This window comes from Gleimia sp. 6138-11-ORH1, assembly GCF_024814355.1.
GTDB lineage: Bacteria > Actinomycetota > Actinomycetes > Actinomycetales > Actinomycetaceae > Gleimia.
Window position 1 is genome coordinate 89,257 of the sequence record NZ_JANUXV010000002.1, and the last position, 22,185, is coordinate 111,441.

The 22,185-nt window shown below is 50.5% G+C and carries 20 protein-coding genes; 1 reads left to right on the top strand and 19 read right to left on the bottom strand.

What is annotated here, in order from left to right; translation table 11 throughout:
- Window positions 1–2: 2 nt before the first annotated feature.
- The 13 genes from nuoK to NXS08_RS04085 all read right to left on the bottom strand — a co-directional run bounded on the left by nuoK (window position 3) and on the right by NXS08_RS04085 (window position 13,371).
- Window positions 3–302 (bottom strand): NADH-quinone oxidoreductase subunit NuoK, encoded by a 300-nt coding sequence (gene nuoK / locus NXS08_RS04025; RefSeq protein ID WP_259137567.1) that lies wholly within the window; start codon window positions 300–302, stop codon window positions 3–5.
- Window positions 302–1,267 carry an NADH-quinone oxidoreductase subunit J gene (locus NXS08_RS04030; protein ID WP_259137569.1) on the bottom strand — a complete coding sequence of 322 codons (966 nt, stop codon included), beginning with the start codon at window positions 1,265–1,267 and terminating at the stop codon, window positions 302–304. The genes nuoK and NXS08_RS04030 overlap by 1 nt, the downstream gene beginning before the upstream one ends.
- Window positions 1,264–1,932 (bottom strand): NADH-quinone oxidoreductase subunit NuoI, encoded by a 669-nt coding sequence (nuoI, locus tag NXS08_RS04035; RefSeq protein ID WP_259137571.1) that lies wholly within the window; start codon window positions 1,930–1,932, stop codon window positions 1,264–1,266. Before nuoI ends, NXS08_RS04030 begins: the two co-directional genes overlap by 4 nt.
- Complete coding sequence (nuoH, locus tag NXS08_RS04040) at window positions 1,925–3,286, bottom strand: NADH-quinone oxidoreductase subunit NuoH (protein ID WP_259137574.1); 1,362 nt, start codon at window positions 3,284–3,286, stop codon at window positions 1,925–1,927. The genes nuoI and nuoH overlap by 8 nt, the downstream gene beginning before the upstream one ends.
- Window positions 3,283–5,865 carry an NADH-quinone oxidoreductase subunit G gene (locus tag NXS08_RS04045; RefSeq protein ID WP_259137577.1) on the bottom strand — a complete coding sequence of 861 codons (2,583 nt, stop codon included), beginning with the start codon at window positions 5,863–5,865 and terminating at the stop codon, window positions 3,283–3,285. The genes nuoH and NXS08_RS04045 overlap by 4 nt, the downstream gene beginning before the upstream one ends.
- Window positions 5,862–7,211, bottom strand: a complete 1,350-nt coding sequence (gene nuoF, locus NXS08_RS04050; RefSeq protein ID WP_259137579.1) for an NADH-quinone oxidoreductase subunit NuoF — start codon at window positions 7,209–7,211, stop codon at window positions 5,862–5,864. The genes NXS08_RS04045 and nuoF overlap by 4 nt, the downstream gene beginning before the upstream one ends.
- Window positions 7,211–7,906, bottom strand: coding sequence for an NADH-quinone oxidoreductase subunit NuoE (gene nuoE, locus NXS08_RS04055; RefSeq protein WP_259137581.1), 696 nt, complete (start codon window positions 7,904–7,906; stop codon window positions 7,211–7,213). The genes nuoF and nuoE overlap by 1 nt, the downstream gene beginning before the upstream one ends.
- Window positions 7,906–9,255 (bottom strand): NADH-quinone oxidoreductase subunit D, encoded by a 1,350-nt coding sequence (locus tag NXS08_RS04060; protein WP_259137583.1) that lies wholly within the window; start codon window positions 9,253–9,255, stop codon window positions 7,906–7,908. The genes nuoE and NXS08_RS04060 overlap by 1 nt, the downstream gene beginning before the upstream one ends.
- Window positions 9,255–9,977 carry an NADH-quinone oxidoreductase subunit C gene (locus tag NXS08_RS04065; protein WP_259137585.1) on the bottom strand — a complete coding sequence of 241 codons (723 nt, stop codon included), beginning with the start codon at window positions 9,975–9,977 and terminating at the stop codon, window positions 9,255–9,257. Before NXS08_RS04065 ends, NXS08_RS04060 begins: the two co-directional genes overlap by 1 nt.
- The gene (locus NXS08_RS04070; protein ID WP_259137587.1) at window positions 9,974–10,528 is read right to left on the bottom strand and encodes an NADH-quinone oxidoreductase subunit B; all 555 of its coding nucleotides are present in this window, start codon (window positions 10,526–10,528) and stop codon (window positions 9,974–9,976) included. The genes NXS08_RS04065 and NXS08_RS04070 overlap by 4 nt, the downstream gene beginning before the upstream one ends.
- 15 nt (window positions 10,529–10,543) lie before the next feature.
- On the bottom strand, window positions 10,544–10,906 hold the full coding sequence (locus NXS08_RS04075; protein WP_259137589.1) for an NADH-quinone oxidoreductase subunit A: 363 nt from the start codon (window positions 10,904–10,906) through the stop codon (window positions 10,544–10,546).
- Between the two features lie 50 nt (window positions 10,907–10,956).
- A complete protein-coding gene (locus NXS08_RS04080; protein WP_259137591.1) occupies window positions 10,957–12,267 on the bottom strand; it encodes a geranylgeranyl reductase family protein in 1,311 nt (436 codons plus the stop codon).
- Between the two features lie 366 nt (window positions 12,268–12,633).
- Window positions 12,634–13,371: a class I SAM-dependent methyltransferase gene (locus NXS08_RS04085; RefSeq protein ID WP_259137592.1), complete on the bottom strand. Its 738-nt coding sequence runs from the start codon at window positions 13,369–13,371 to the stop codon at window positions 12,634–12,636.
- Window positions 13,372–13,553: 182 nt separating this feature from the next.
- On the opposite strand from NXS08_RS04085, the gene NXS08_RS04090 reads away from it, so the two are divergent.
- On the top strand, window positions 13,554–15,005 hold the full coding sequence (locus tag NXS08_RS04090; protein ID WP_259137594.1) for an isochorismate synthase MenF: 1,452 nt from the start codon (window positions 13,554–13,556) through the stop codon (window positions 15,003–15,005).
- Window positions 15,006–15,008: 3 nt separating this feature from the next.
- Here the strand turns inward: NXS08_RS04090 and NXS08_RS04095 are convergent, their stop codons facing one another.
- From NXS08_RS04095 to ftsH, 6 genes are all read right to left on the bottom strand, one after another.
- On the bottom strand, window positions 15,009–16,082 hold the full coding sequence (locus NXS08_RS04095; RefSeq protein WP_259137596.1) for a hypothetical protein: 1,074 nt from the start codon (window positions 16,080–16,082) through the stop codon (window positions 15,009–15,011).
- 41 nt (window positions 16,083–16,123) lie between these two features.
- A complete protein-coding gene (locus NXS08_RS04100) occupies window positions 16,124–16,600 on the bottom strand; it encodes a DUF3180 domain-containing protein (protein WP_259137598.1) in 477 nt (158 codons plus the stop codon).
- A gap of 15 nt (window positions 16,601–16,615) precedes the next feature.
- Complete coding sequence (folK, locus tag NXS08_RS04105) at window positions 16,616–18,553, bottom strand: 2-amino-4-hydroxy-6-hydroxymethyldihydropteridine diphosphokinase (protein WP_259137600.1); 1,938 nt, start codon at window positions 18,551–18,553, stop codon at window positions 16,616–16,618.
- Window positions 18,554–18,663: 110 nt separating this feature from the next.
- Window positions 18,664–19,563 carry a dihydropteroate synthase gene (folP, locus tag NXS08_RS04110; protein WP_259137602.1) on the bottom strand — a complete coding sequence of 300 codons (900 nt, stop codon included), beginning with the start codon at window positions 19,561–19,563 and terminating at the stop codon, window positions 18,664–18,666.
- Window positions 19,560–20,171, bottom strand: a complete 612-nt coding sequence (gene folE / locus NXS08_RS04115) for a GTP cyclohydrolase I FolE (RefSeq protein ID WP_396232246.1) — start codon at window positions 20,169–20,171, stop codon at window positions 19,560–19,562. The genes folP and folE overlap by 4 nt, the downstream gene beginning before the upstream one ends.
- A complete protein-coding gene (gene ftsH / locus NXS08_RS04120; protein ID WP_259138031.1) occupies window positions 20,134–22,128 on the bottom strand; it encodes an ATP-dependent zinc metalloprotease FtsH in 1,995 nt (664 codons plus the stop codon). Before ftsH ends, folE begins: the two co-directional genes overlap by 38 nt.
- Between the last annotated feature and the right edge of the window lie 57 nt (window positions 22,129–22,185).

Below are 22,185 nucleotides of genomic sequence, written 5' to 3' on the forward strand. Positions count from 1 at the left end.
CCTCAGTTCTTCAGTAGGTTTGACTCATCAACGGAGGTGGTCCGTCGGGAGCGGAAAATAGATACAACGATTGCTAGTCCGATTACTACTTCAGCAGCGGCAACAACCATCACGAAGAAAGCCATTACCTGTCCGTTATAGTCGCTGAACATGCGAGCAAAAGTTACAAAGACAAGGTTAGTTGCGTTTAGCATCAGCTCAACTCCCATTAGAGAGATAACTGCTGAGCGTCGCACTAAAACAGTCGCTGCGCCGATGGAAAATAGGGCTAGCGCTAAGAAAAGGTAAAAGTAGAGGCTCATTACTTCTGTTCCTCACCTTCCACGTTGTCATTTACTGAAGGAGACGGTTCTTCATGCTGGAACAAACCAGTTTCTGCTGGTTTACCACCCATCCCCCATGCTTGGGATTGTTCAACCCGTGCCACGGATGCTTGCCCGTGAATCGCCTGGGTAGTGTCGCCTTCTTTGGAGCGACGCAGGTTAGTAGCTAACTTAGGATCAAGGTTGCCGATTGAACGGTCCAAACCACGGACACGCAAAACTCTTGGGATCGATTCATTAACGACTTCCAAAGTTTCCCCTGAAAGCGCACCCACATCCACAGAAGTGGACTGGGCGTATACGCCGGGGGCGGTCATTTGCCCAACGTGGCGTCCGCGCGCAGCATAGGCAGCCATCTTAGCGTCTACTACACTGCGTTGCGTGTGGCGTTTGGTGAGACGATCGGCATTAGTAAGTAGCACTGCGCCGATTACAGCCACGATTAGTAGCATGCCGGATAGTTCCATTGAGAACCAGTAGTTAGCGAAAATAGTTCCGGCTAGTTCTTCAATGGGAGCGTCAGAGAAGGGATTTTCTTTGAACTCACCGGCCAAGTCCAGCTGAGACATTGCTACTGGAGCTACCAGGGCCAGGAAGAAGGCGCTGGCGAAGGCAACAGCCAGGTAGATGTGGGAGCGTTTTTGCGTCTGATATTCGTCAGAAGCGTGCAAACCAATCATCATTAGGACGAAGAGGAACAGCATCATAATCGCCCCGGTGTAAACCACAATCTGCACCGTTCCTAAAAATGGTGCCGAGTGCATGAGGTAGACAATTGCCAGGCCTAACATGACAACAACCATTGAGATTGCAGCGTAGGCGGCTTTCTTAAAGAAAAGCACTCCCAAAGCTCCCGCAATCATCATTGTGGCCACGGCGATGAAGAGAATTGCTTCGGGCCAGCCGGACATTTGCGGTGTATTTTCTAGCAGGGCGGGCATCATTTTGCGACCTCCTGAGGGGCGGGGACAACTGCTTGGGCAGCAGCGTGCAAAGTTGGGTCTTCTGGGCGATTTTCTCTAACCCAGTCTACCTGCGCTTGGGTGGGGCCGGTGACTGCTCCACGGTAGTAATCACCGTCGGTTAGTCCCTCAACCATGGGGTGCGGGGCAGCTAACATTCCCGTTTCCAAGGGCGCCAAGATCTGCTGCTTTTCATAAATAAGGTCGGTACGGTTATAGTCAGCTAACTCAAAGTCAGTGGACATGGTTAGTGCGCGGGTAGGGCAGGCTTCAATACAAAGACCGCAGAAAATGCAGCGGAGGTAATTTACCTGGTAAACCCGACCGTAGCGTTCCCCGGGAGCGTACTGTGCTTCAGGAGTGTTATTAGCTGCCTCAACTAAAATCGCATCTGCTGGACAAGCCCAGGCGCAAAGTTCACAGCCAATACACTTTTCTAATCCATCCGCGTAACGGTTTAGCTGGTGACGCCCGTGGAAACGCGGCATCACGAAAGGACCCTCGAAGGGGTATTGTTCAGTTACCGTGGGACGGAAAAATGACGTGATTGTCACCCCGTAACCGGCAATGGGAGCGAATAGTTCTCCTAAGAATCCTTTGGGATCGTGCTCATAGAGCATTTCGTCTTCTGGGTGGCGCTCAGGCATTGTCGCCCTCCTTTTCAACACCTGCGGTTACGGAAGCGGTTTCTTGTTCGGCGGTAGTGGCGCGAATCCGCCCCGCCCGAGGAGAAACCGGTAGGGTCTGTCCAGGCAGTGGCGGTACCGGGTAGCCGCCTGCGAATGCGTCAAACTCACCACTGTCAGCAGTAGCTGGTTTTTCTTTCTTTTCCCCAATGAAGAAAGATACGACCAGCAGGGAAAGTAGCAGTCCGAATACGCCTGCTATCAGATAGTTATTCCAGTCTGAGAGCCAGTTATTTACAGCCCGCATAACTGCCACGACAACTAGCCAAACTAAGGAAACAGGGATCAGAATCTTCCAACCTAAGGACATGAACTGGTCGTAGCGGAAACGTAGGAGCGTCCCACGGGTCCAAACCATGAAGAAGAACAGTGCCCACAGTTTCAAGGTGAACCACAACATACCGAACCATCCACCGTTGAAGTCGATGAACGGGACGTAGGAAAGGAAGAATGGGGCGTGCCAGCCGCCTAAGAAAACGGTGGTGGCTACAGCCGATACGTTGAACATATTGATGTACTCACCCAGGAAGTACCAGGCGAACTTCATCGAAGAGTATTCAGTCATGTGTCCCGCCACAATTTCACCTTCAGCTTCAGGAAGGTCAAAGGGCAGACGGTTTACTTCACCAATCATCGAAATAATGTAGATCACAAAGGCCGGAGCTAAAGCAAAGGCCCACCAGACGCGGTCTTGGGAAGCAACGATTTCAGAAGTAGACATGGAACCGGCCACGATGAAAACTGAAACCAGTGACATCGACATTGCCAGTTCGTAGGAAATCACCTGCGCGGCGGAACGAACTGAACCCAGCAGTGGAAGGGTAGATTGTGCTGACCAACCGCCCAGCACAATCCCGTATAAGCCCAGGGAAGCGATCGCCAGAATGTAAAGAATAGCAACTGGCATATCAGTTAGCTGAAGTGGAGTTACATATCCGGCGATATTTACATTCGGACCAAAGGGAATCACCGCGAAAATCATGAAAGCGCTGAATGCGGAAATAATCGGCGCGATAAAGTAGATAACTTTATCTGATTTTTCAGTCCAAATATCTTCCTTGAAAAGAAGTTTCACCGCGTCAGCAAAAGCCTGGAAAAGTCCCAGCGGGCCGGCAACGTTCGGGCCAGGGCGGGTTTGCATCCGCGCTAAGCCACGGCGTTCCACCCATAGGGCTAGGACCACGGAAGTAATCAAGAAAACCACAATAAAGACAGCTTTAATAAGCGTAATCCACCAGGTTTCTTGACTAAAATCAGCCACATCCGTAGTTGGCGGAGCAAAAGGCATGGCTACAGCCAGAAGTTGAGAGCTCATCGAGTCACCTCCGAGTTAGCTGCGATAGTTACTACAGAGCCATGCTTGGCTCCCAAAGTTTCATTTACGAATGATCCGGCAGAACACTGCGGTACCCAAACCACCCCAGCTGGTAAATCAGCGATTACTAAAGGTAGTTGAATCATTCCTTGAGCAGTCGAAACTGCTACAGAAGCGCCCTCGCTAAGCCCTAAAGCAGCAGCGCTTTCAGCTGCCAAACGAGCAACTGGTTTCCGAGCCGTACCAGCCAACTCAGTTGCCCCAGCTTGTAATAGCCCAGCGTCCAACATTGGTTTATGGGTAGCCAGGATCGCTTCAGAAGCTGCCAGCTGCGCCACCGGAGTAGAAACAGCTGCTGGTTTCTCACAGCGTACCCCCCGGTACCCCATCAGCTGGTTGATTTCCGCATGAGTGGACTTTAAAGTCTCTAAGCCCAACTCGTACCCCAGCTCAACTGCCAGACGATTTAGAACATCACGGTCAGTTAAAGCACGGGTAGACAGCGCCTGCCCGAACGGACGTAAACGACCTTCCCAGTTAATGAAAGTACCGTTCTTTTCAGCTACCGGAGCAACTGGGAAAACTACGTCCGCCAACTCTGTGGCAGCAGTGCGATTAACTTCTAAAGAAACTACGAACTTAGCATTTTCTAGGGCGCGCAGGAACTCACTTGGGTTCGGCATATCTCGGTGGTCAACACCCCCGGTGATAATCGCATCAAAAACCTCAGCCGCTGCCTCAGCAACGATATTCTTCGTACAGCGAGCAGGTTCCACTGGAAGCGTAGTATTCCAAAGCGCTTCAACTTCTGCGCGGGCAGCCGTATCAGCCACCGGACGACCAAATGGCAGCAAGAGAGGGTTCAAACCAGCGTCTAAACCACCGCGTTCGCCGGCGCGACGAGGAATCCACGCTAACCGAGCTCCAGTTCGCTCAGCCAGCTGAGCCACTGCAGTGTACAGACCCGGAGTATCCGCAGCCCTTTCACCCACCAGAATAATTCCCGATGCCAGTTCCTCAGCTAAAGAACCAGAAATACCAGCTAATACGCTAGCTTCCTCACCTGGGACTGCGCGAAGCAAATCAGCAGAGAGTTTACGCGTCGAATTTGAGGTAAATGGAGCAACCACGCTGACCTTAACCTTGCCAGCAGTCACCCCCTTACGCAAACGGAGGAAAACTGAACCAATCTCATCTTCAGCTTCTAAACCAACCAGCAGAACTCGGCCAGCACTTTCCAACTGCTGGTAGGTTACATCCAAACCTTTCCCAGCTACGTAAGCTCCCAAGAACTTAGATTCCTCACAGGAGGTAAAACGCACCCGCTGATCAATTTGGTTAGTCCCTAAAACAACACGCGCAAACTTAGACCAAGCATAGGCGTCTTCAACCGTCAAACGACCGCCGGGCAGGAAAATAGACTTTCCAGATTCCTTAGCGGCAGCTAAACCAGCAGCAGCCACCTGCAACGCTTCCGACCAGGAAGTTTCCACCAGTTTCCCGTCTTTACGCACCAGAGGTCGTTGCAAACGGTTTTCCGTAGTGGCCCACTGGTAGGCGAAACGATCCTTATCAGTGATCCATTCTTCATTAACCTTCGCATCTTCACCAGCTAAACGGCGAACCACTTCACCACGGCGAATATCAACGCGAAGCGCAGAACCTGAAGCATCATGTTCAGTAACCGATGGAGTAGAAACCAAGTCGAAAGGACGCCCTCGGAAACGGTAAGAAGCAGCAGTCAAAGCCCCAACTGGACAAATCTGAATAGTATTGCCAGAGAAATAAGAGGCAAACGGACGACCAGTTTCATCCAGTTCAGCATCTCCAGTAGGGCCACCAGTTAGTGAACCAGCAACCCCAGGTTTACCGTACGGACCAGCACAACCAGCCGCAGCCGTTAAATCATGACCCGAAGGGTTCAGCTCAGCATTGTAAAAACCCAGTACCTGCGTATCAAAAGTACCAATCTGTTCACCCATGAAATAGTGGTGATCGGTAGGAGCAGTCCCCGCGCCACGACCTTGCAGATCGATGAACGCGTCACCGGCGATCTCTTTAGAAAAACGCACGCAACGCTGGCAGAGAATGCAGCGCTCGCGGTCAAGCATAATCTGGGTGGAGAGTTTAATAGGCTTTGCGAAAGTACGCTTTGCATCAACGAAGCGGCTCTTTTCGCGTCCTTCACTCATCGCCTGATTTTGGAGCGGACATTCACCACCTTTGTCACAGATAGGACAGTCCAGTGGGTGGTTAATCAGCAGGAATTCCATGATTCCCTTCTGTGCCTTTTCCGCCACCTCAGAAGTTCTCTGCGTCTTAACTTCCATACCTTCCATTACGGTCATGGTGCAGGAAGTTTGAGGTTTTGGCATCGGGCGAACCACGCCCTCGCGGTCTGGCATAGCCACTTCAACTAGACATTGGCGGCAAGCACCAACAGGCTTTAGCAGCGGGTGGTCACAAAAACGTGGAATCCGAATGCCCACGCTTTCGGCGGCACGAATGATGAGGGTTCCTGAGGGAACGCTAACCGGGGTGCCGTCAATGGTTAGTTTAACCATATTTGGGGTGCTCATTGAGTACCTCCCTGATTTACAGCAGAAGTGGAAAATACAGCAGATGCTTCATAGGGGAATAGTTCTCGCGCTGGGCGAGTTAAACCGGCTTCAAATTCTTCGCGGAACTTAAGGATTGCGCTCCGCACCGGAGTGGCGGCTGCGTCACCTAAAGCACAGAAAGAACGTCCCGCAATATTCCCGGCAATTTCATCAAGTAAATCAATATCTCCGGGAAGTCCGCGTCCGGCTTCTAGACGTAACATAATCTGTTTCATCCAGTAGGTGCCTTCACGACACGGGGTACATTTACCGCAGGATTCATGCTGGTAGAACTCTGTCCAGCGGGTAACTACTCTAACTACTGAAGTGGTTTCGTCAAATACCTGCAGTGCGCGGGTAGCTAACATAGAGCCAGCTGCGCCCACTGATTCGTAATCTAAAGGCACATCTAGTTCAGCTTCAGTGAAGATAGGAGTAGATGAACCACCCGGGGTCCAGAATTTCAGCTTATGTCCGTCGCGGATGCCCCCGGCCATTTCGATTAATTCTCCCATGGTAATCCCAAAGGGAGCTTCGAACTGTCCCGGATTATTGACGTGTCCTGAGACTGAGAAGAATCCGTGTCCAGTTGATTTTTCAGTTCCCATGGCGGTGAACCAGCCGGTGGGGTTCGCGAAAATACCGGGAACTTGGGAAACTGATTCAACGTTATTAACTACCGTGGGTCGCGCGTAAAGACCGGCAACGGCGGGGAACGGAGGTTTCAACCGAGGGTGTCCGCGGCGTCCTTCTAAGGAGTCCAAAAGAGCGGTTTCTTCACCACAAATGTAGGCGCCAGCACCGGCGTGGGCGGTGATCCGCAGATTGAAATCTCCATTTGGCCCCAGGCCCTGGCCGATTAAACCTGCTTCTTCTGCCTCACGCACGGCAGCTAACAGCCGTCGGTAAACGTGGGCCACTTCCCCGCGAAGGTAGATGAAAGCGTGTTCACAGCGGATTGCGCGGGAAGTAATTGCCATTCCCTCAATCAGAGCGTGTGGGTTAGCCATCAGCAGTGGAATATCTTTACAGGTACCTGGTTCTGATTCGTCTGCGTTCACCACCAGGTAGCGAGGTTTTCCGTCATCTGGAGGGAGGAATGACCATTTCAGTCCGGTTGGGAAGCCTGCCCCACCACGGCCGCGTAGCCCAGAGGCTTTAACGGCTTCAGTGATTTCAGTTGGGGATAGGGTAAGTGCGTGTGCTAAGCCTTTGTAGCCTCCGCGTGCCCGGTATGACTCTAAAGTCCAAGAACGGTCTTCGTCCCAGCCTTTAGAGAGAATCGGAGTGAGGGTACCTGGTTTAGTGAAGGTTACTGCTTCCATCAGTTCTGCCCTTCCTGTCCTTGTGGGGCGGCACCATTAGCGACGGGCGCGGTCCAACAATTTGCTTGCGCGATTTTTAGACCGCGTAGTGAGGCTTCACCAGCACCGACTCCCTCATCTACAAGGCCGTCTTCAAAACCGGCTAGGAGGTGAGAGATCTCTTTGAAAGTGCGGATTTGGTTTGGGCCACGGGTGGGGGCCACGGGACGTCCGGCGATTAAGTTATCTACCAGGGCGATAGTTGATTCAGGGGTTTGGTTATCGAAGAATTCCCAGTTAACCATTACCACTGGCGCGTAGTCACAGGCAGCGTTACATTCCAACCGTTCTAAGGTGATTTTTCCATCAGCAGTGGTTTCATCATGACCAATCTGGAGGTGTCCTTCAACGGCTTCCCAAATTTGGTCACCTCCCATTACTGCGCAAAGGGAGTTAGTGCAGACGCCTACGTTGTAGTCACCATTTGGATGGCGCTTGTACTGTGAGTAAAAGGTCGCTACTGCGGAAACTTCGGGGCGGGTTAGCCCCAGCACGTCAGCGCAAAGGGCGATTCCGTCTGCGGATACGTAGCCGTCTTCAGACTGCACCAGGTGCAGCATTGGTAAAAGGGCGGAGCGCTCATGTCCTTGCGGGTAGCGGGCCACGATTTGGCTGGCTTGTTCGCGCAGGCGGGTTTCAACTTCCGGAGTGTACATTAGCGATCAACACCTCCTAGAACTGGGTCGATAGAAGCAAGGGATACAACCACGTCTGCCAACTGGCCTCCTTCAGTCATCATGGCGAATGATTGTAGGTTTGAGAAAGAGGGGTCGCGGAAGTGAACGCGGTAGGGGCGGGTGCCCCCTTCGGATACAGCGTGGCATCCGATAATGCCCTTAGCGTGTTCTACAGTTTCGTAAACTTGTCCGGCAGGTACTTTGAAACCTTCGGTAACCAGTTTGAAGTGATGGATTAAGGATTCCATCGAGTTACCCATGATTTCGCGAATATGCTCTAATGAGTTACCTTGACCGTCAGCGGAAACGGACAGTTGCGCTGGCCATTTAATGGCGGGGTCTTGGACCATAACTGGTTCGCCCTCAGTGGCATCCAGGTGAGCTAAACACTGGTTGATAATCCGCATTGACTGGTAGCATTCGTCAAAACGTACCATCACGCGGTTATATGCGTCGGACTGGTTGCGAACAGGCACATCAAATTCCAACTGGTCGTAGCCCCAGTATGGCTGGGTCTTACGCAAGTCCAGGGGTAGTCCGGCGGCACGTAAACATGGTCCGGTCATTCCCAGCGCCATCATCGATGCCAAGGACATGTAACCTACGTTCACGTGGCGGAGTTTGAAGATGGGGTTTTCTTGGGTGAGGTCCTGTAATTCCCCAATTCCGGCGCGAACTTTTGGTAGGAGGGTGCGGATGTACTCAGTGGTTCCTTCAGGAATATCTTGAGCTACCCCACCGGGGCGTAAATAAGCGTGATTCATACGCAAACCGGTGATCCGTTCTAAAATACGGAGGATTTCTTCACGTTCACGGAAAGCGATAGTCATCATGGTGGTGGCACCAAGTTCGTTACCACCGGAACCGATTGCAACCAGGTGGGAAGCAATTCGGTTAAGTTCCATCACCAGAATTCGAATCCAGTTAGCTCTTTGCGGTACCTGGTCGGTGATGTTAAGTAGTTTTTCAACTGCTTTAACGTACACTGCTTCGTTGAAAAGTGGAGCCACGTAGTCCATTCGGGTGCAGAAGGTTACTCCCTGCGTCCAGCTGCGGTACTCCATGTTCTTTTCAATACCGGTGTGTAGGTATCCGGTGTTTAAGCGGGATTCGCGTACGGTTTCTCCGTCGATTTCCAAAATCACACGTAAAACACCGTGAGTGGAAGGGTGGACGGGCCCAAGGTTGAGGACAATACGTTCGTTATTGAGTTTTTCGATTTCAGAGATGACGTCTTCCCAGTCCCCGCCCATGGCAAGAACTTCGGGTAGTTCATCAACATCTAGTGCTGCGGCGGTGGCGCGCAGTTGTGGAGTTTCGCTAAGCATTAGTTGTAGGACCTCCGAGTGTCTGGTGGTGGCACGGTAGCGCCCTTGTATTCAACTGGGATACCGCCCAGTGGGTAGTCTTTGCGCTGTGGGTGGCCTACCCAGTCATCTGGCATGGCGGTGCGCGTTAAACCGGGGTGTCCGGTGAAGATAATTCCCATTAGGTCCCAAGTTTCCCGTTCGTGCCAGTCATTGCCTGGGTAGATAGAGACTACTGAGGGAATCCGGCAGTCGGCATCTGGGCAGGTCACTTCAAGACGCAGGTTGCGGTTGTGGGTGACAGACATCAGTGCGTAGACGGCGTGTAGTTCTCTTCCGAGGTCGCCTGGATAATGTACTCCGGACACGCCTAGGCAAAGTTCAAAACGAAGATCCTGGTCGTCACGCAACCACTGGCATACCTGTAGTAGGTGGTCGCGGTTGATGAAGATAGTCAGTTCATCGCGGTCCACTACGACGCGTTCAATCACGTCTTTAACTGCAATACCTTCTGCGGTGATTAGTTCTTCTAAAATATCCACCACTGAATCGAACCAGCCTCCGTAGGGGCGAGCTGATTCGCCGGGGAGGGTGATTTCTCTGGTTAGGCCACCAAAGCCAGTGGTGTCACCGGAACCGGTTACTCCCCACATTCCTTGGCGGATACCAATTACTTCCCCTTCTGGGGCGCTCCGTTCGAGCGGCTGATTTAGCCCTTCACTCGGGGGGACAAGTTCACTCATGCTAGGAGTCCCTTCATCTGTGCGGTAGGAGTAGCTGCTAAGGCTGCTTCTTCGGCGAGGCGAGCGATTTCTGCGCGGCGAGCACCGATTGGTTCAGAGCCGATTTGCTCACGCAGCACCATAATCGAGTTAAGGAGTGCTTCTGGCCGAGGCGGACAGCCAGGAAGATAAACATCGACTGGAATAATATGGTCTGCACCTTGAACCAGCGCATAGTTATTGAACATGCCTCCGGAAGATGCGCAGGCGCCCATGGCGATTACCCACTTTGGTTCTGGCATGGAGTCGTAAACGCGTCTAACGATTGGGGCCATCTTATGGGACATACGCCCAGCGATAATCATTAGGTCGGCGTGACGGGGGGAAGCACGGAATACTTCCAAACCGAAACGTGCCATGTCAAAACGAGGTGTACCGGTGGACATCATTTCGATGGAACAGCAGGCTAACCCCATGGTTACTGGCCACTGAGAGTGTTTGCGTGCCAGGTCCAGTACTCGTTCAACGGAAGTCAGTGCGATTCCGGAAGGCAAGCTTTCTTCGATACCCATTTATTTATTCTCCTCTCAGTCCCATTCCAGGCCGCCCCGGCGCCATTCGTAAATGAATGGAACGGTGACCAGACCGATGAAAGTGAGCATTGCAGCTAAGCCGAATAATCCTAGTTGATCGAAGGCTACTGCCCACGGGTATAGGAATACGACTTCGATGTCGAACACAATGAAAGCCATTGCAACCAGGTAGTACTTAACGGGGAAACGTCCCAGTTCTGCGTCGGCGTGGATTGGGTCCACCCCACATTCGTAGTTGCTGTATTTAACGGTGTTGTGTTTGGTTGGACCAAAAATTGCTGATAGTGCCAAACCACCCAGTGCGACCAGGAAAGCAACTGCTCCCATGATCAACAGCGGGAAATATGGATTAGTCATTGTGTTTTCGCCTCTTTTTTCTTGTTTTTTCTACGTCGGTAGAATCTGCCTTAAACTTTTGGCACGATCCGGGAAAGTAAGTTGATGACGTGGTCGTCAATATCTCCCCCTTTTCGTTCAAAAGAATCTGACAAAAGTTTGTGAACCAGTTTCATTAAACGTGGTCGGGGTAAGCCGTACTTCGTGCAAATCTGCATGATTTTCGGATTTTCAATAAGTCGCACGAAAACCCGTCCCAGCTGGTAGTAGCCGCCCCAATCGGCTTGTAAGGCTTCAGTGTAGCGTTGCATGGCCAGGTCAAAACCGGTATCTGATTGCCGTGAAAGTGCTGAGACCATTGCTTCAGCAGCATAGCGTCCGGCGCGCATAGCAGGAGCGATCCCTTCACCGTCGAAAGGAGATACCATTCCCCCGGCATCGCCCACAATTACCAGACCATTAGCGTAGTGAGGTTTACGGTTAAAAGACATCGGTAACGCGGCGGAACGTAGGGTACCAAGCTGCGTTTCTGGGGTCATTTCCCATTCAGGGGGAAGGTTTGCAATCCAAGTTTTGAAGATTTCTTTATAGGGTAAGGTGGTGGCTTTAGCGGTTGATGAAACTGATCCTAAACCTACGTTCACTATTCCGTTTCCAAGGGGGAAGACCCACCCGTAGCCGGGTAATAGATCGGATTCGCCTGGTTTACCACTCCATAGTTCCAGGTGAGAGTCCATCCACTCATCATTTCCGCGGGGGGATTTAAAGTAAGCGCGGGCTGCCACCCCTAAAGGACGGTGCGGGTGTTTTTCAATCCCCTCGGAAGTTGCTAACCGAGCGGCTACCCCACCGGCTTCGACAACTACTTTCGCGTGGAACTTAATTTCCCGCTGCGCTTTACCTTTGCCGACTTTAGCGATTACTCCATTTACGCGGCCGCTGCTGGAATGTAATGCGCCGATTACGTTGTAACCTTCGTAAAGACGCACACCCGCAGATTCAGCGCGGCGAGCCAAGGCTTCGTCTAAATCCATCCGGGCACGGCACATTCCATAGTTCGGGGTGGATTTCTGCTCTGGCCAAGGCAGGTAAATTGAGTTTCCTCCGCCAATTACGTTAAGACCTTTATTCCGCGCCCACCCGGTGGTGTCTACTCCCATAAGATTGATTTCTGCAACTGCTGCGGGAGTAAGTCCGTCACCACAGATTTTATCGCGGGGAAATTCAGCTTTTTCAAGTAAAGCTACCTCTACCCCAGCGCGGGCCAGATAGTATGCGGTTGCAGATCCCGCGGGGCCGGCACCGACTACCACCACATCAGCGTGTACGTCTTGCGTAGGCAGTTCAGTAGCTGACTGGTTTTCTGCTGGCTGGTTTTCCATAGTTCCCTCTCAATGTGGGCTGCTTTTACTCATATCCCACCGGATTTTGAGCACAGCTGACCCAGGTCTTACGTATCTACCCTACCTACCCATGATTAACTTGCGCTAAAGCATCTAGATTTGCTTGAAATTCTTGGAAAAATCACGGTGGAGCTTAGGTTCTAATCCAGCGTATTAAGAAAGGGAGATGTTACGTATTTAAATCGGCATAAATATTCGTGAAACCGCGCACACTAAAGATTTTTCATTTCCTACCCAGCGCAAACTTATCCAGCAACACACGGCACAAACTTATCCACAGCTACAAACAACGCCCTCGGAAATGAAATATGCAAACTGAAAAGAGATTCTCAACTCTGCCAACAGCTAATCACGGCGAATGGCACGGTGAATTGCCACCACTCCACCCACATAATTGCGGTACTTAATGTGTTTCCACCCGGCTTCGCGCATCAGTCTTCCCAACTCATCTTGCGCATACCAATCTTTCACAGACTCAATGAAATACTCATAAGCCGCTTCAGAAGAAGAAAACCATCCGGCAGCTGGCATCAGCACTTTCCCCAAATAAAAGCGGTACCCCTTAGCCAAAACTTGATTTTCCAACTGCGAGCTTTCCAAAATAACCAGCCTGCCACCGGTTTTCACCACTCGCGCTAACTCTGCTAAGACTTTATCAGTATGGGGAATATTGCGAATACCGAAAGAAATAGTGGCTGCGTCAAAAGCACCATCGGGAAACGGTAGAGAAAGTGCGTTTCCCTGCACAAATGTAATTTCCGGGTGCCGTCTTCTTCCCTCCGCGATCATTCCCGCAGAAAGATCGCAGGCAACCAATTCTGCCCCGGTATCCAAAAGAGCAGCCGTGGAACTTCCCGTTCCCGCTGCCAAATCTAAAACTCGATCTCCTGGACTTACGTCCAAAGCTTCTTTCACAGCCTTACGCCATTTGCGCAACTGTCCCACCGTCATGATTTCATTCATCAGATCATAGCGTTTAGCAACTTTATCAAACATCCCAGCGATTTCCGCTGGGTGTTTTTCTAACGAAGCGCGGGAAACATCAGCTACTTCAAATGACTCACTGAACTCATTACTTGTCATAGCTATAGTCTTACACGTTCAACACGAAAAATACTAACCCAGCGGGCGGGAGCCGAAAATTCACTTTCGTAACTTTATGCGGGTATGGGAAACTATAATCAGTTACTGCGATTTGGCAGTCCCCTAACTCAAGCAGTATTTTCCTATTTCCTCAAATAAGTTGAGCGGCAAAAGAGGTTATTTTGCAACTACACCTGCGGATCCGTCCCCTGAACTTAACAGCAGACACTGACTTTTCAACTGTTTTTTCAGCTCTGTTAGCTGCCTCCACCCCCGATCCTTTATTAAGCGCTTGGCACGGCCCAGCTGTGGGGGAAACTTCCCAACCTACTTTAGTCGGTTCGGGCGCAGCCGTCGCCGCAGTACTTACCCCCACAGAAATACTTACCCTCCGCAAACCCAGTCACGCCGGGTTACAAAAACTACTGCAAGTTTTAGCAGAAACTTCATCTGCTGTAGCCGCAGATCTTTCTTTTCCCTCGCCACAGTTTGCAGCAGCTAGCGAAGTTTGGTCGCAGTTAAACGCCGCGGTTACTGTTAGCAGTGACTCAGTCTCTTTAACTGAGTTTGTTAGCTTAACTGGGTTTAAAGCACCATTTGCTTTCTTTTCCTTTGGTTTTAGCCCTGGCACCGCCGCAATTATTGTTATTCCTGAACGCACTTTAATTGCAACTACTACAGGGATGTGGGAAATAGAAGTTTTAGAAGTGGATGAACCACCTACCGGCTGGGCAGAAAGTTTCCTTTCCTCAGAAGCGGCAACGCGAAAAAATCCAGCTCAGCAGGCGAAGATTTCAGATTCGGCGCTTACACAAAGTTCTCCCCTTTCTTCACCGCAGTTTACTTACACTGATGACTCTGCAGCTGATTGGGAAAAGTCCGTTACGAAACTAATCGCAAGGCTGCGGGCAAAGGAAGCGCAGAAAACGGTGTTGGCTCGCACTGTCACAGTTAAAAGCCAGCGCCCGCTGCAACCTAATTGGATACTAGCTCAGCTTAACGAAGCCTACCCAACTACCTGGAAGTTCTCTGTAGCTGGTTTAGTGGGGGCAACCCCGGAAATGCTCGCCGATATACGTGCCGGACAGGTTTTTTCTCGCGTCCTTGCAGGTACTTGCGCTCCGGGAAATGAAGCCTATCTGATAGCTTCTTCAAAAGACTTAGCAGAGCACAAATTTGCTGCTGAATCAGTGATTCGCGCTTTAGAAACTAAATGTACCCGCTTGCAGGTTTCTCCTGCTCCTTTTGTTCTTCGCCTACCTAATGTGAGTCATCTGGCCACGGATGTAACCGGAACTATTCAGAACCAGGCAACGGCGGGGACTTTATTTGAAGTCTTAGGAAGCCTTCACCCCACCGCAGCAGTTTGTGGGACTCCCACTGCAGCAGCTTTTAAGCTGATTAACGAATTAGAACTGTCTAGTCGCGGACGTTACGCGGCACCAGTAGGTTGGATTGATGGTGCCGGTAATGGGGCGGGTGGTTTAGCCCTGCGCTGCGGGCAAATAGACGCCAGTGGATTAAAAATTTCGCTCTACGCCGGTTGTGGGATTATGCCCGATTCTGATCCGGCAGCTGAGGTGGCTGAAACTCGCGCTAAGTTACGCCCGCTACTTCACGTGTTTAACCTGTAGCCTTTATCCTGCTGGTTTTTCTGCTGGTTTTTCGGTTTTGTCTTCAGCTGGTTTCTCCACCGGTTTCGGTTCCGGTTTGGGCACCAGGGTGAGGACTTCGTTTTTGTCAATTAGTTTATCCACGTGTGAGATTGTGGCTACGTAGGTGCCCGGCTCGGCTACTGCTCCAGCTTGACAGTTACTCCATACTTTCGCATCCCAGGTGAGATTCATTTTCCAACTCTTATTGGGATTTAAAAGCAGTGGGATTTGTGCTTCTTCGGCGGCGCAGTTCAGGCTCTCATAAACGTTTACATCACCTGATTTTAGGCTGATTCCAAATCTATTTGCGCCGCCTTCTAAATAGCAGCTACGAGCAGACTTATTCTTAATATCCACTGTCACGATCCAATGACTACCAACTTGTAAGGTGGTGGCATTTGAGCTGGTGGCAATTTCCAGGTCTCCCGGCTGACATACTGGCACTGCTAGGGTATCTTCTATTTCGGCTACGGTGGTAGCGGAAGCTTGCATGTTCTTTGTAACTACCTGAAACTGCTGGTAGATGTAATATACGGCAATTAGCAAGGCAACTAGCAAAATAGCCGCGCCCACGGATTTCCACCAGAAGGAAAAACCCTCCCGACCGGTTGGCTGCTTCGAGGTAGTGCTCCGCGGTGGCTTATGCCCGTCTCGCCTACTTTTCGCAGCTTGGGCGGATTTTCCTTCCCCTGCCCCTTTCTTTCCCGCCCCCATTTGCACAGTGCGAGTTTTAGTTGGGGTTTCTGCGCTTTGTCTACCGGAGGTTCCGGGAGTTTTCTTCCGCTGATTAGGTGGGTTTGGCTGAGCACCCTCTCTTGGGTTTCTTCTGCGGCCAGCTCCTGTGGATTGAGTTCGCGCTGGCGGGCGTTTGCCTTTTCCGCTTCCTTTGGGGTTGGTTGCGGGAGTTTGTTTTCTGCCTGTGCGTAGGCTTCGTTCCAGTTCAGTCCGGATATCTTCCCATGATTCTCCGGTTAGCCATTCAGCGTTGTCAGCAGAAGTTCTTTTTCTTTCTCGAGGGCGGCGGTTAAATCTTTCCACATCATCCATATCGCGCATACTCTTATCCTTTGGAAGCTCGTTAGCACTGATTTTATCGTTCAACCTTGTGCAGGTGTGGGATTAGCGGCGACGGGTGTTTCGTCGTCGTCATCTAAACGACACCAGTATTCAGTAAGCAGAGCGCTTCCTAGGAAAATAAGGGTGGTTATTGCGACCAGGAGATTTTCTATTAGTACTGGGAATCTGGCGAAGTAAACTGTGTGTGCTAAGAGGGGGAGGGAAATTCCCACATACCAGCCCAGCATGATTGCGGCGGTCCAGGCTGAGGCAACTGCCGCTTGCGCGATTCTTAAAGCTACGGTACCTCGATAACGGGCTTTACCATTTTCAGGGGTTCTTACTCCCCACCCCAGGTAGAGCAAGATTATTGATAATCCAAGAAAAAGTAGTCCGTTAAGCCAGTTTGCTTGTGGGATGGCGTAAGCGCTTACTAATAGGAAATAGCAGATCAGGTACCCAAAAAATGCCGTCACTAAAATTGGGATTAAGAGTAGTTTCCAACTTAGTGGTTTCATCTTCTGGTCTTTCGATTACTCGTCGTCTGTTAAGGCGTCTAATGAAGTCACTGTCCAGGGGGAAAACCCGAAGTCATCAGTGGTTTTTTCTTCATTGCGCGGAGTGACTGGTGTTGCTCCGGTGGGCGCAGGGCGAAGAATCTGCCTGCGTTTTAAGCGGGAAGTAAAGTTGGTGCTTTCTGGATCTGAGTTTGTTTCCGCATTTTCTGTAAAGTAAGTTTGCTGTTCTGCAGCGGTTTTTGCATTTTCTTCAGTATCTGCTGGTTGTTGCTGCGCAGCTTGGTTAAGTTGGTCTTCTACAATTCGCGGTTCAGGCGGGGTAACCACTTTTTTCCAAGAGGGCATTTTCCTTGATTGGGTGGGGGTTTCCGGAACGATACCGTGAATTAGGTCTTCAAAATCTGGTTGTTGTGGGACTGGTTTAGCCTCTGCAACCGGTTTTTGTATTTCAGTGACGGGTTTTGTCACTTCAATACGCGGTTTTGGTTCTTCAACAGTAGGTTTTTTTGCCTCAACTTCAAAGATGCGTGGTTCTTCTGGAGTATTTACCGGTTCTGGTTTAGCTTCAATTTTCTCTGGAATTACCGGGGCTACTGGGGCTACTGGGGTTTGCTGGTAGTCGCGTAAACGTGGTTTCGGTAATTCGGGTGCTGCTGAAATTTTTGGAGCTACGTTTTCTGGCTTATTTTTTCGAGCTGCGGCGATTCTTTCTTGTGCTTCCTTCAGTTCTTTTTCGATCCGGAAACGACGAATTTCCCATTCTCGGTCAATCTGGTGTTTGGTAAGTAACCATTCTGTTTGCATTCGGGCGCGTTTGCCGGCCAGTTCCGCAAAAATGGGAGATTCACTTTCAGTTTCAGAGGTATCTAAGTAGGTGCGTCGAATGCTACCAGTGTCTACGGTAGCTTCAGTGGGTGTTTCAAGTGGTTTATTTGGCGCTAGGGTGCGCGGTTTAGTCTCCGGCACTGGTGTTTCTACTACCGCTACCGGTTTTGAGAAAGCTCCGGCGAGGGCGGCTTCAACCCATTCTTCCGCTAGTTGTTCAACTGTCTGATCTAAAACTTGCTTTACTAGTACCTCTACCCGGCCGTGCCGACCAACGCTAGCTTGCGGATCGATTTGATTCCACGGTTGGAGGACAAATGCTCGTTCATGTGCACGGGGGTGTGGCAAGGTGAGTGTTTCTGTCTCGCAGTGCAGTTGCCCGTAATCGAGGATGTCCAGATCAAGTACGCGCGCTTCCCACCGAGTTTTCCGAACCCGCCCTGCTTTAGCTTCCAAACGATGAAGATTAGCTAATAGTTGCAGGGGGCTTAAGGTGGTTTTTATTTCAATAACTGCGTTGAAATAGTCTGGTTGGGGTGCTTGTTGGGGTTGCAGCACCGGCGCTGTTTTGAACAGTCCAGACACTGCGGTAACAGCAATTTCTGCAGTGTTATCCAGGTTGATAATTGTCTGTGCTAATGTACGCGGAGCGTCACCTAGATTTGCTCCTAAAGCAATTACTGCGGTGACTGCTTCGGCTGGTTTTTGGGCAAGATTAACTTCGGTAACTTTGGGAAGGGGGTTTTGCGCTAACCAGGCTTTGGTACGCCGAATATTCAATGAGATATCGCTAAACTGTACTTCTAATGGTGCCTGGGGTTTGTGAACGTGTACATTAACAGCCGCTACCGGGGGGTAGTCCAATACTTTTCTGGCGATAGTTTCCGCCAGTGATTCCAGAAGATTTACCGGGGTTCCCTGCAAGATGTTAGCAACATCTTTAGCTACCTGCGAATAATCCACTGTGTAGTAAAGGTCATCGGTGGCAGCGGCTTGGCGAATATCTACTTCCAGCACTATATCGACTGAAAAATGCTGTCCCTGAGTTTTCTCCTGAGGGTAGACTCCGTGTAAGCCAAAAGCGGTGATCCCTTTGATAGTAATCAAATCATAGACTGGCTGTTCCAACGGTCCCCCTCTCATTTGCCGACAGATAATTCTTTCGCATTTTATACCTCCCCATTTTATACCAAGTTTTCATGATTGCTTGGTTCCTCTATCTGGGGAAGTATTTTGTATTAAGTTCGTAAGCGGTGGACTACTTCAATTGCGGCTCGGCTAGCGGCTGGTTCGTGTACGCGAACTGCCCAAGCGCCGATTTGTGCGGCGATAACTGAAGTAGCTGCAGTTAGTTCATCAACTCCAACGGTAACTGGTTGCGTTTGGTTTGCTAACTGTAGGCTTAAGTCTTTCAACATACGCTTACGAGAGGTGCCCAGCAGGATCGGATAATCGAAGGCTGCTTTAACCTGTTCAATTTCGCGGAGGAGTTGCCATGAAGCTGTTACGTCTTTTGCGAATCCGAACCCCGGGTCAATAATGATCTGTTCTGGATTTACTCCATGGGTAAGTACTTGCTGCACCTGTTCATTAAGTTCTTTGATGAGGGTGCTGGTCACGTTGTGAGTGAGTAGGTGCTCTGAATCAGTGCCGGGGAAGCCCCGCCAATGTTGAATCACGCATAGGGCGTTAGATTCTGCCATCACCGTAGCCATCTGCGGGTCAAAGCAGGCTCCGGAAATGTCGTTGATGATGGCTGCTCCTGCCATAACGCATTGTTTTGCTGTTTGTGCGTGAACAGTGTCTACGGATACTTTAAATCCACTTTCGGCTAAGGTTTGCACTACCTGTAAGACGCGGTTAAGTTCTTCACTTACTGTTATTCGGTTACTTCCCGGGCGTGTCGATTCGCCGCCCACGTCAATCAAATCTGCACCTTGCTCGCGTAAATAATGGGCTCGTTCAAGGGCGGCGGGCAGCTGATTCCATTTGCCCCCATCGGAAAAGGAGTCCGGGGTGACGTTGAGAATCCCCATCACTAAAGTACGCTGGGGGAAATCCCCCTGTCTGCGGGTAGGCTGGGTTGAGCTGGTTTCCTCTCTTGAGGTATCCCCTTTTCTTAAGGTGTCCTCTTTCATGCGCGCCGGCCACCCATCACTAAATGCATCATTTCTTGTCGCGTTGCAGGATTATTCATGATTCCGCAGAGTTTGGAAGTTACGGTGGATGCACCTGGTTTACGAATTCCCCGCATTGTCATACACATATGTTCAGCTTCCATGATTACGCAGACTCCCATTGGATCTAGTTTTTCTACCAGAGCCTGTGCGATTTGGGTGGTTAAGCGTTCTTGTACCTGGGGTCTACGGGCATATCCTTCTACCAGACGCGCCAGTTTAGAAAGTCCGGTGACGCGGTTATTTCGCGGAATGTAGGCAACGTGTGCGCGCCCATAGAACGGAAGTAAATGATGTTCGCAAACTGAATGAAACTCAATGTCTCTGACAAGTACCATTTCGTCAGTTTCAACGGTAAAGACTTTATCCAGATGTTGCGCCGGGTCTTCTCTTAAACCTGAAAGTATTTCTTTCCAAGCTCGGGCAACTCTCGCTGGAGTTTCTGCTAAGCCTTCTCTTTGGGGGTCTTCACCCACTGCCTGCAGTAAAGCTAAAACTGCTTTTTCTGCAGCAGCTTCATCAAAGTTCACGTCAGTGGCCTTCCCCTGCTTGATTTGGATCAGCTTCATGAGGGACTTCAGTAATCGGATTTTCAGCTTGTTCAGTTAGACTATCTGTCTCGGCTTTCGGTAGTTCCCCAAAGAATGCTCCCTCTACGGCTGCATCTGCCTGATAGTTCCAAACGGGGCGTTCTGGTTGTTTAACTAAAGCGGTGAAGATCTCAGCCAGGTCATGTTCTAAGAGAGTTTCTTCATCCAATAGACGCTGCGCTAAGGTGTCTAATACTTTGCGGTTACGGGAGAGGATTTCCCAGGCTTCACGCATAGCGTTATCTAACAGGACTCTGACTTCTTTATCCACGGCAGCTGCGGTTTCTGGTGACATGGGGTGAGTTTCTCTACTTCCCCCAGCTGGCCCGAAGGGATTGCTATCTGCTTTCCCAAGTTTCGCCAGCCCTAAGGATGAGGACATACCGTAGTCAGCCACAAGTGCGTAAGCTGTGGATGTTACCTTCTCAATGTCATTAGAAGCTCCGGTGGAAGGATCTTGGAACACCAGTTCTTCGGCTACACGACCACCTAAACCGTAAACCAGATCATCTAATAATTGGTTACGAGTTTTTGAATAGCGATCCTCTGTTGGCATTACCATGGTGTAGCCTAAAGCCCGCCCTCGAGGAAGAATAGTCACTTTGGTAACTGGAGCTGAATATCTTGAAGCTGCCGCGCAGATTGCGTGTCCAGCTTCGTGGTATGCAGTTACTGCCCGGTCGTGTTCGTTCATCACTCGAGTTCGCTTTTGCGGGCCTGCCAACACACGGTCAATAGCTTCATCAATTGCCCGCATATCAATCAAATCTGCGTGGCTGCGGGCCGTGAGCAAAGCCGCTTCATTAAGTACGTTTGCTAAGTCTGCACCGGTGAAACCGGGGGTGCGTTTCGCGATCAGTTGCAGATCCACATCTGAAGTTAAGGGCTTACCCTGAGCGTGTACGCGAAGAATCGCTTCACGCCCCTTCATATCGGGTGCATCAACTGGGATCTGTCGATCAAAACGACCGGGCCGAAGCAGGGCTGAGTCCAAAACGTCTGGACGGTTAGTGGCGGCGATTACCAGGAGGTTAGTGGTCGCATCAAAACCGTCCATTTCGACTAGCATCTGGTTAAGGGTTTGGTCGCGTTCATCTGAACCGCCCCCGTAGCCACTGCCACGATGACGTCCAACTGCGTCGATTTCATCAATGAAGATAATCGCCGGAGCTGCCTTTTTTGCCATATCGAAAAGGTCGCGCACGCGAGAAGCGCCCATACCGACGTAAAGTTCCATAAACTCAGAACCAGATACTGAGAAGAAAGGCACTTCAGCTTCTCCGGCAACAGCTTTCGCTAAAAGAGTTTTACCAGTTCCCGGAGGCCCGTATAAAAGTACCCCGCGAGGCACTTTAGCGCCGACTTTCTGATAGCGTTCAGCATTAGCTAAAAAGTTCTTAATTTCTTCAAGTTCTTCTACTGCTTCATCAGCTCCGGCTACGTCAGTAAATCGTACGTTAGGGCGTTCTTTGTTGAAGTCACGTTTCTTCTTCCCCCCTAACATTCCTCCGCCAACGCCGTTAAAGCGCGTCATGAAGAAGTAGAAAATACCCACCAAAATAAACATTGGGAGCATCAGGGTAAACAGGTTCATCAAAAATGATGGCTGCGGATTAGAAACGTCATAACCCTGCTTAAGTTTCTTATCCGAGATGATTTTAAGAACATCTGGACCCTGGTCTTGAGAGAATGTGAAAGCCACAAAAGTTCCATGATTAACTTCACGGTCTTCTGGGTGAGTCGGCTTATGCACATACGCTTTATCTAGTTTCAAGGTGGCAAAACGAGTGGTATCGTTTACGCTCACTGCTTGCACAGTGTCACCTTTTAATAGTTCAAGCGCCTCAGAAGTTTTTATAACTGATGGTTGAAATAGAGCCCACAAAGCCCACAGGGTAATGCTAAATAATGCTAACGGGATTAGCAGTATCCCAATTTTCCGAGAATCTAGCTTCTTTTTTTCTTCCGAAGGCTTCCCTTCAGGAGTAGATCC

Bases quoted from the DNA above. Each gene is read 5' to 3' on its own strand.
- NXS08_RS04100 (WP_259137598.1), bottom strand. From the start codon at position 16,600: ATGAAACCACTAAGTTGGAAACTACTCTTAATCCCAATTTTAGTGACG.
- folP (WP_259137602.1), bottom strand. From the start codon at position 19,563: ATGAAAGAGGACACCTTAAGAAAAGGGGATACCTCAAGAGAGGAAACC.
- NXS08_RS04030 (WP_259137569.1), bottom strand. From the start codon at position 1,267: ATGATGCCCGCCCTGCTAGAAAATACACCGCAAATGTCCGGCTGGCCC.
- nuoF (WP_259137579.1), bottom strand. From the start codon at position 7,211: ATGGAAGCAGTAACCTTCACTAAACCAGGTACCCTCACTCCGATTCTC.
- NXS08_RS04045 (WP_259137577.1), bottom strand. From the start codon at position 5,865: ATGAGCACCCCAAATATGGTTAAACTAACCATTGACGGCACCCCGGTT.
- NXS08_RS04080 (WP_259137591.1), bottom strand. From the start codon at position 12,267: ATGGAAAACCAGCCAGCAGAAAACCAGTCAGCTACTGAACTGCCTACG.
- nuoK (WP_259137567.1), bottom strand. From the start codon at position 302: ATGAGCCTCTACTTTTACCTTTTCTTAGCGCTAGCCCTATTTTCCATC.
- NXS08_RS04070 (WP_259137587.1), bottom strand. From the start codon at position 10,528: ATGGGTATCGAAGAAAGCTTGCCTTCCGGAATCGCACTGACTTCCGTT.
- NXS08_RS04085 (WP_259137592.1), bottom strand. From the start codon at position 13,371: ATGACAAGTAATGAGTTCAGTGAGTCATTTGAAGTAGCTGATGTTTCC.
- folE (WP_396232246.1), bottom strand. From the start codon at position 20,171: ATGAAGCTGATCCAAATCAAGCAGGGGAAGGCCACTGACGTGAACTTT.
- NXS08_RS04095 (WP_259137596.1), bottom strand. From the start codon at position 16,082: ATGCGCGATATGGATGATGTGGAAAGATTTAACCGCCGCCCTCGAGAA.
- nuoH (WP_259137574.1), bottom strand. From the start codon at position 3,286: ATGAGCTCTCAACTTCTGGCTGTAGCCATGCCTTTTGCTCCGCCAACT.
- nuoE (WP_259137581.1), bottom strand. From the start codon at position 7,906: ATGTACACTCCGGAAGTTGAAACCCGCCTGCGCGAACAAGCCAGCCAA.
- NXS08_RS04075 (WP_259137589.1), bottom strand. From the start codon at position 10,906: ATGACTAATCCATATTTCCCGCTGTTGATCATGGGAGCAGTTGCTTTC.
- NXS08_RS04060 (WP_259137583.1), bottom strand. From the start codon at position 9,255: ATGCTTAGCGAAACTCCACAACTGCGCGCCACCGCCGCAGCACTAGAT.
- nuoI (WP_259137571.1), bottom strand. From the start codon at position 1,932: ATGCCTGAGCGCCACCCAGAAGACGAAATGCTCTATGAGCACGATCCC.
- NXS08_RS04065 (WP_259137585.1), bottom strand. From the start codon at position 9,977: ATGAGTGAACTTGTCCCCCCGAGTGAAGGGCTAAATCAGCCGCTCGAA.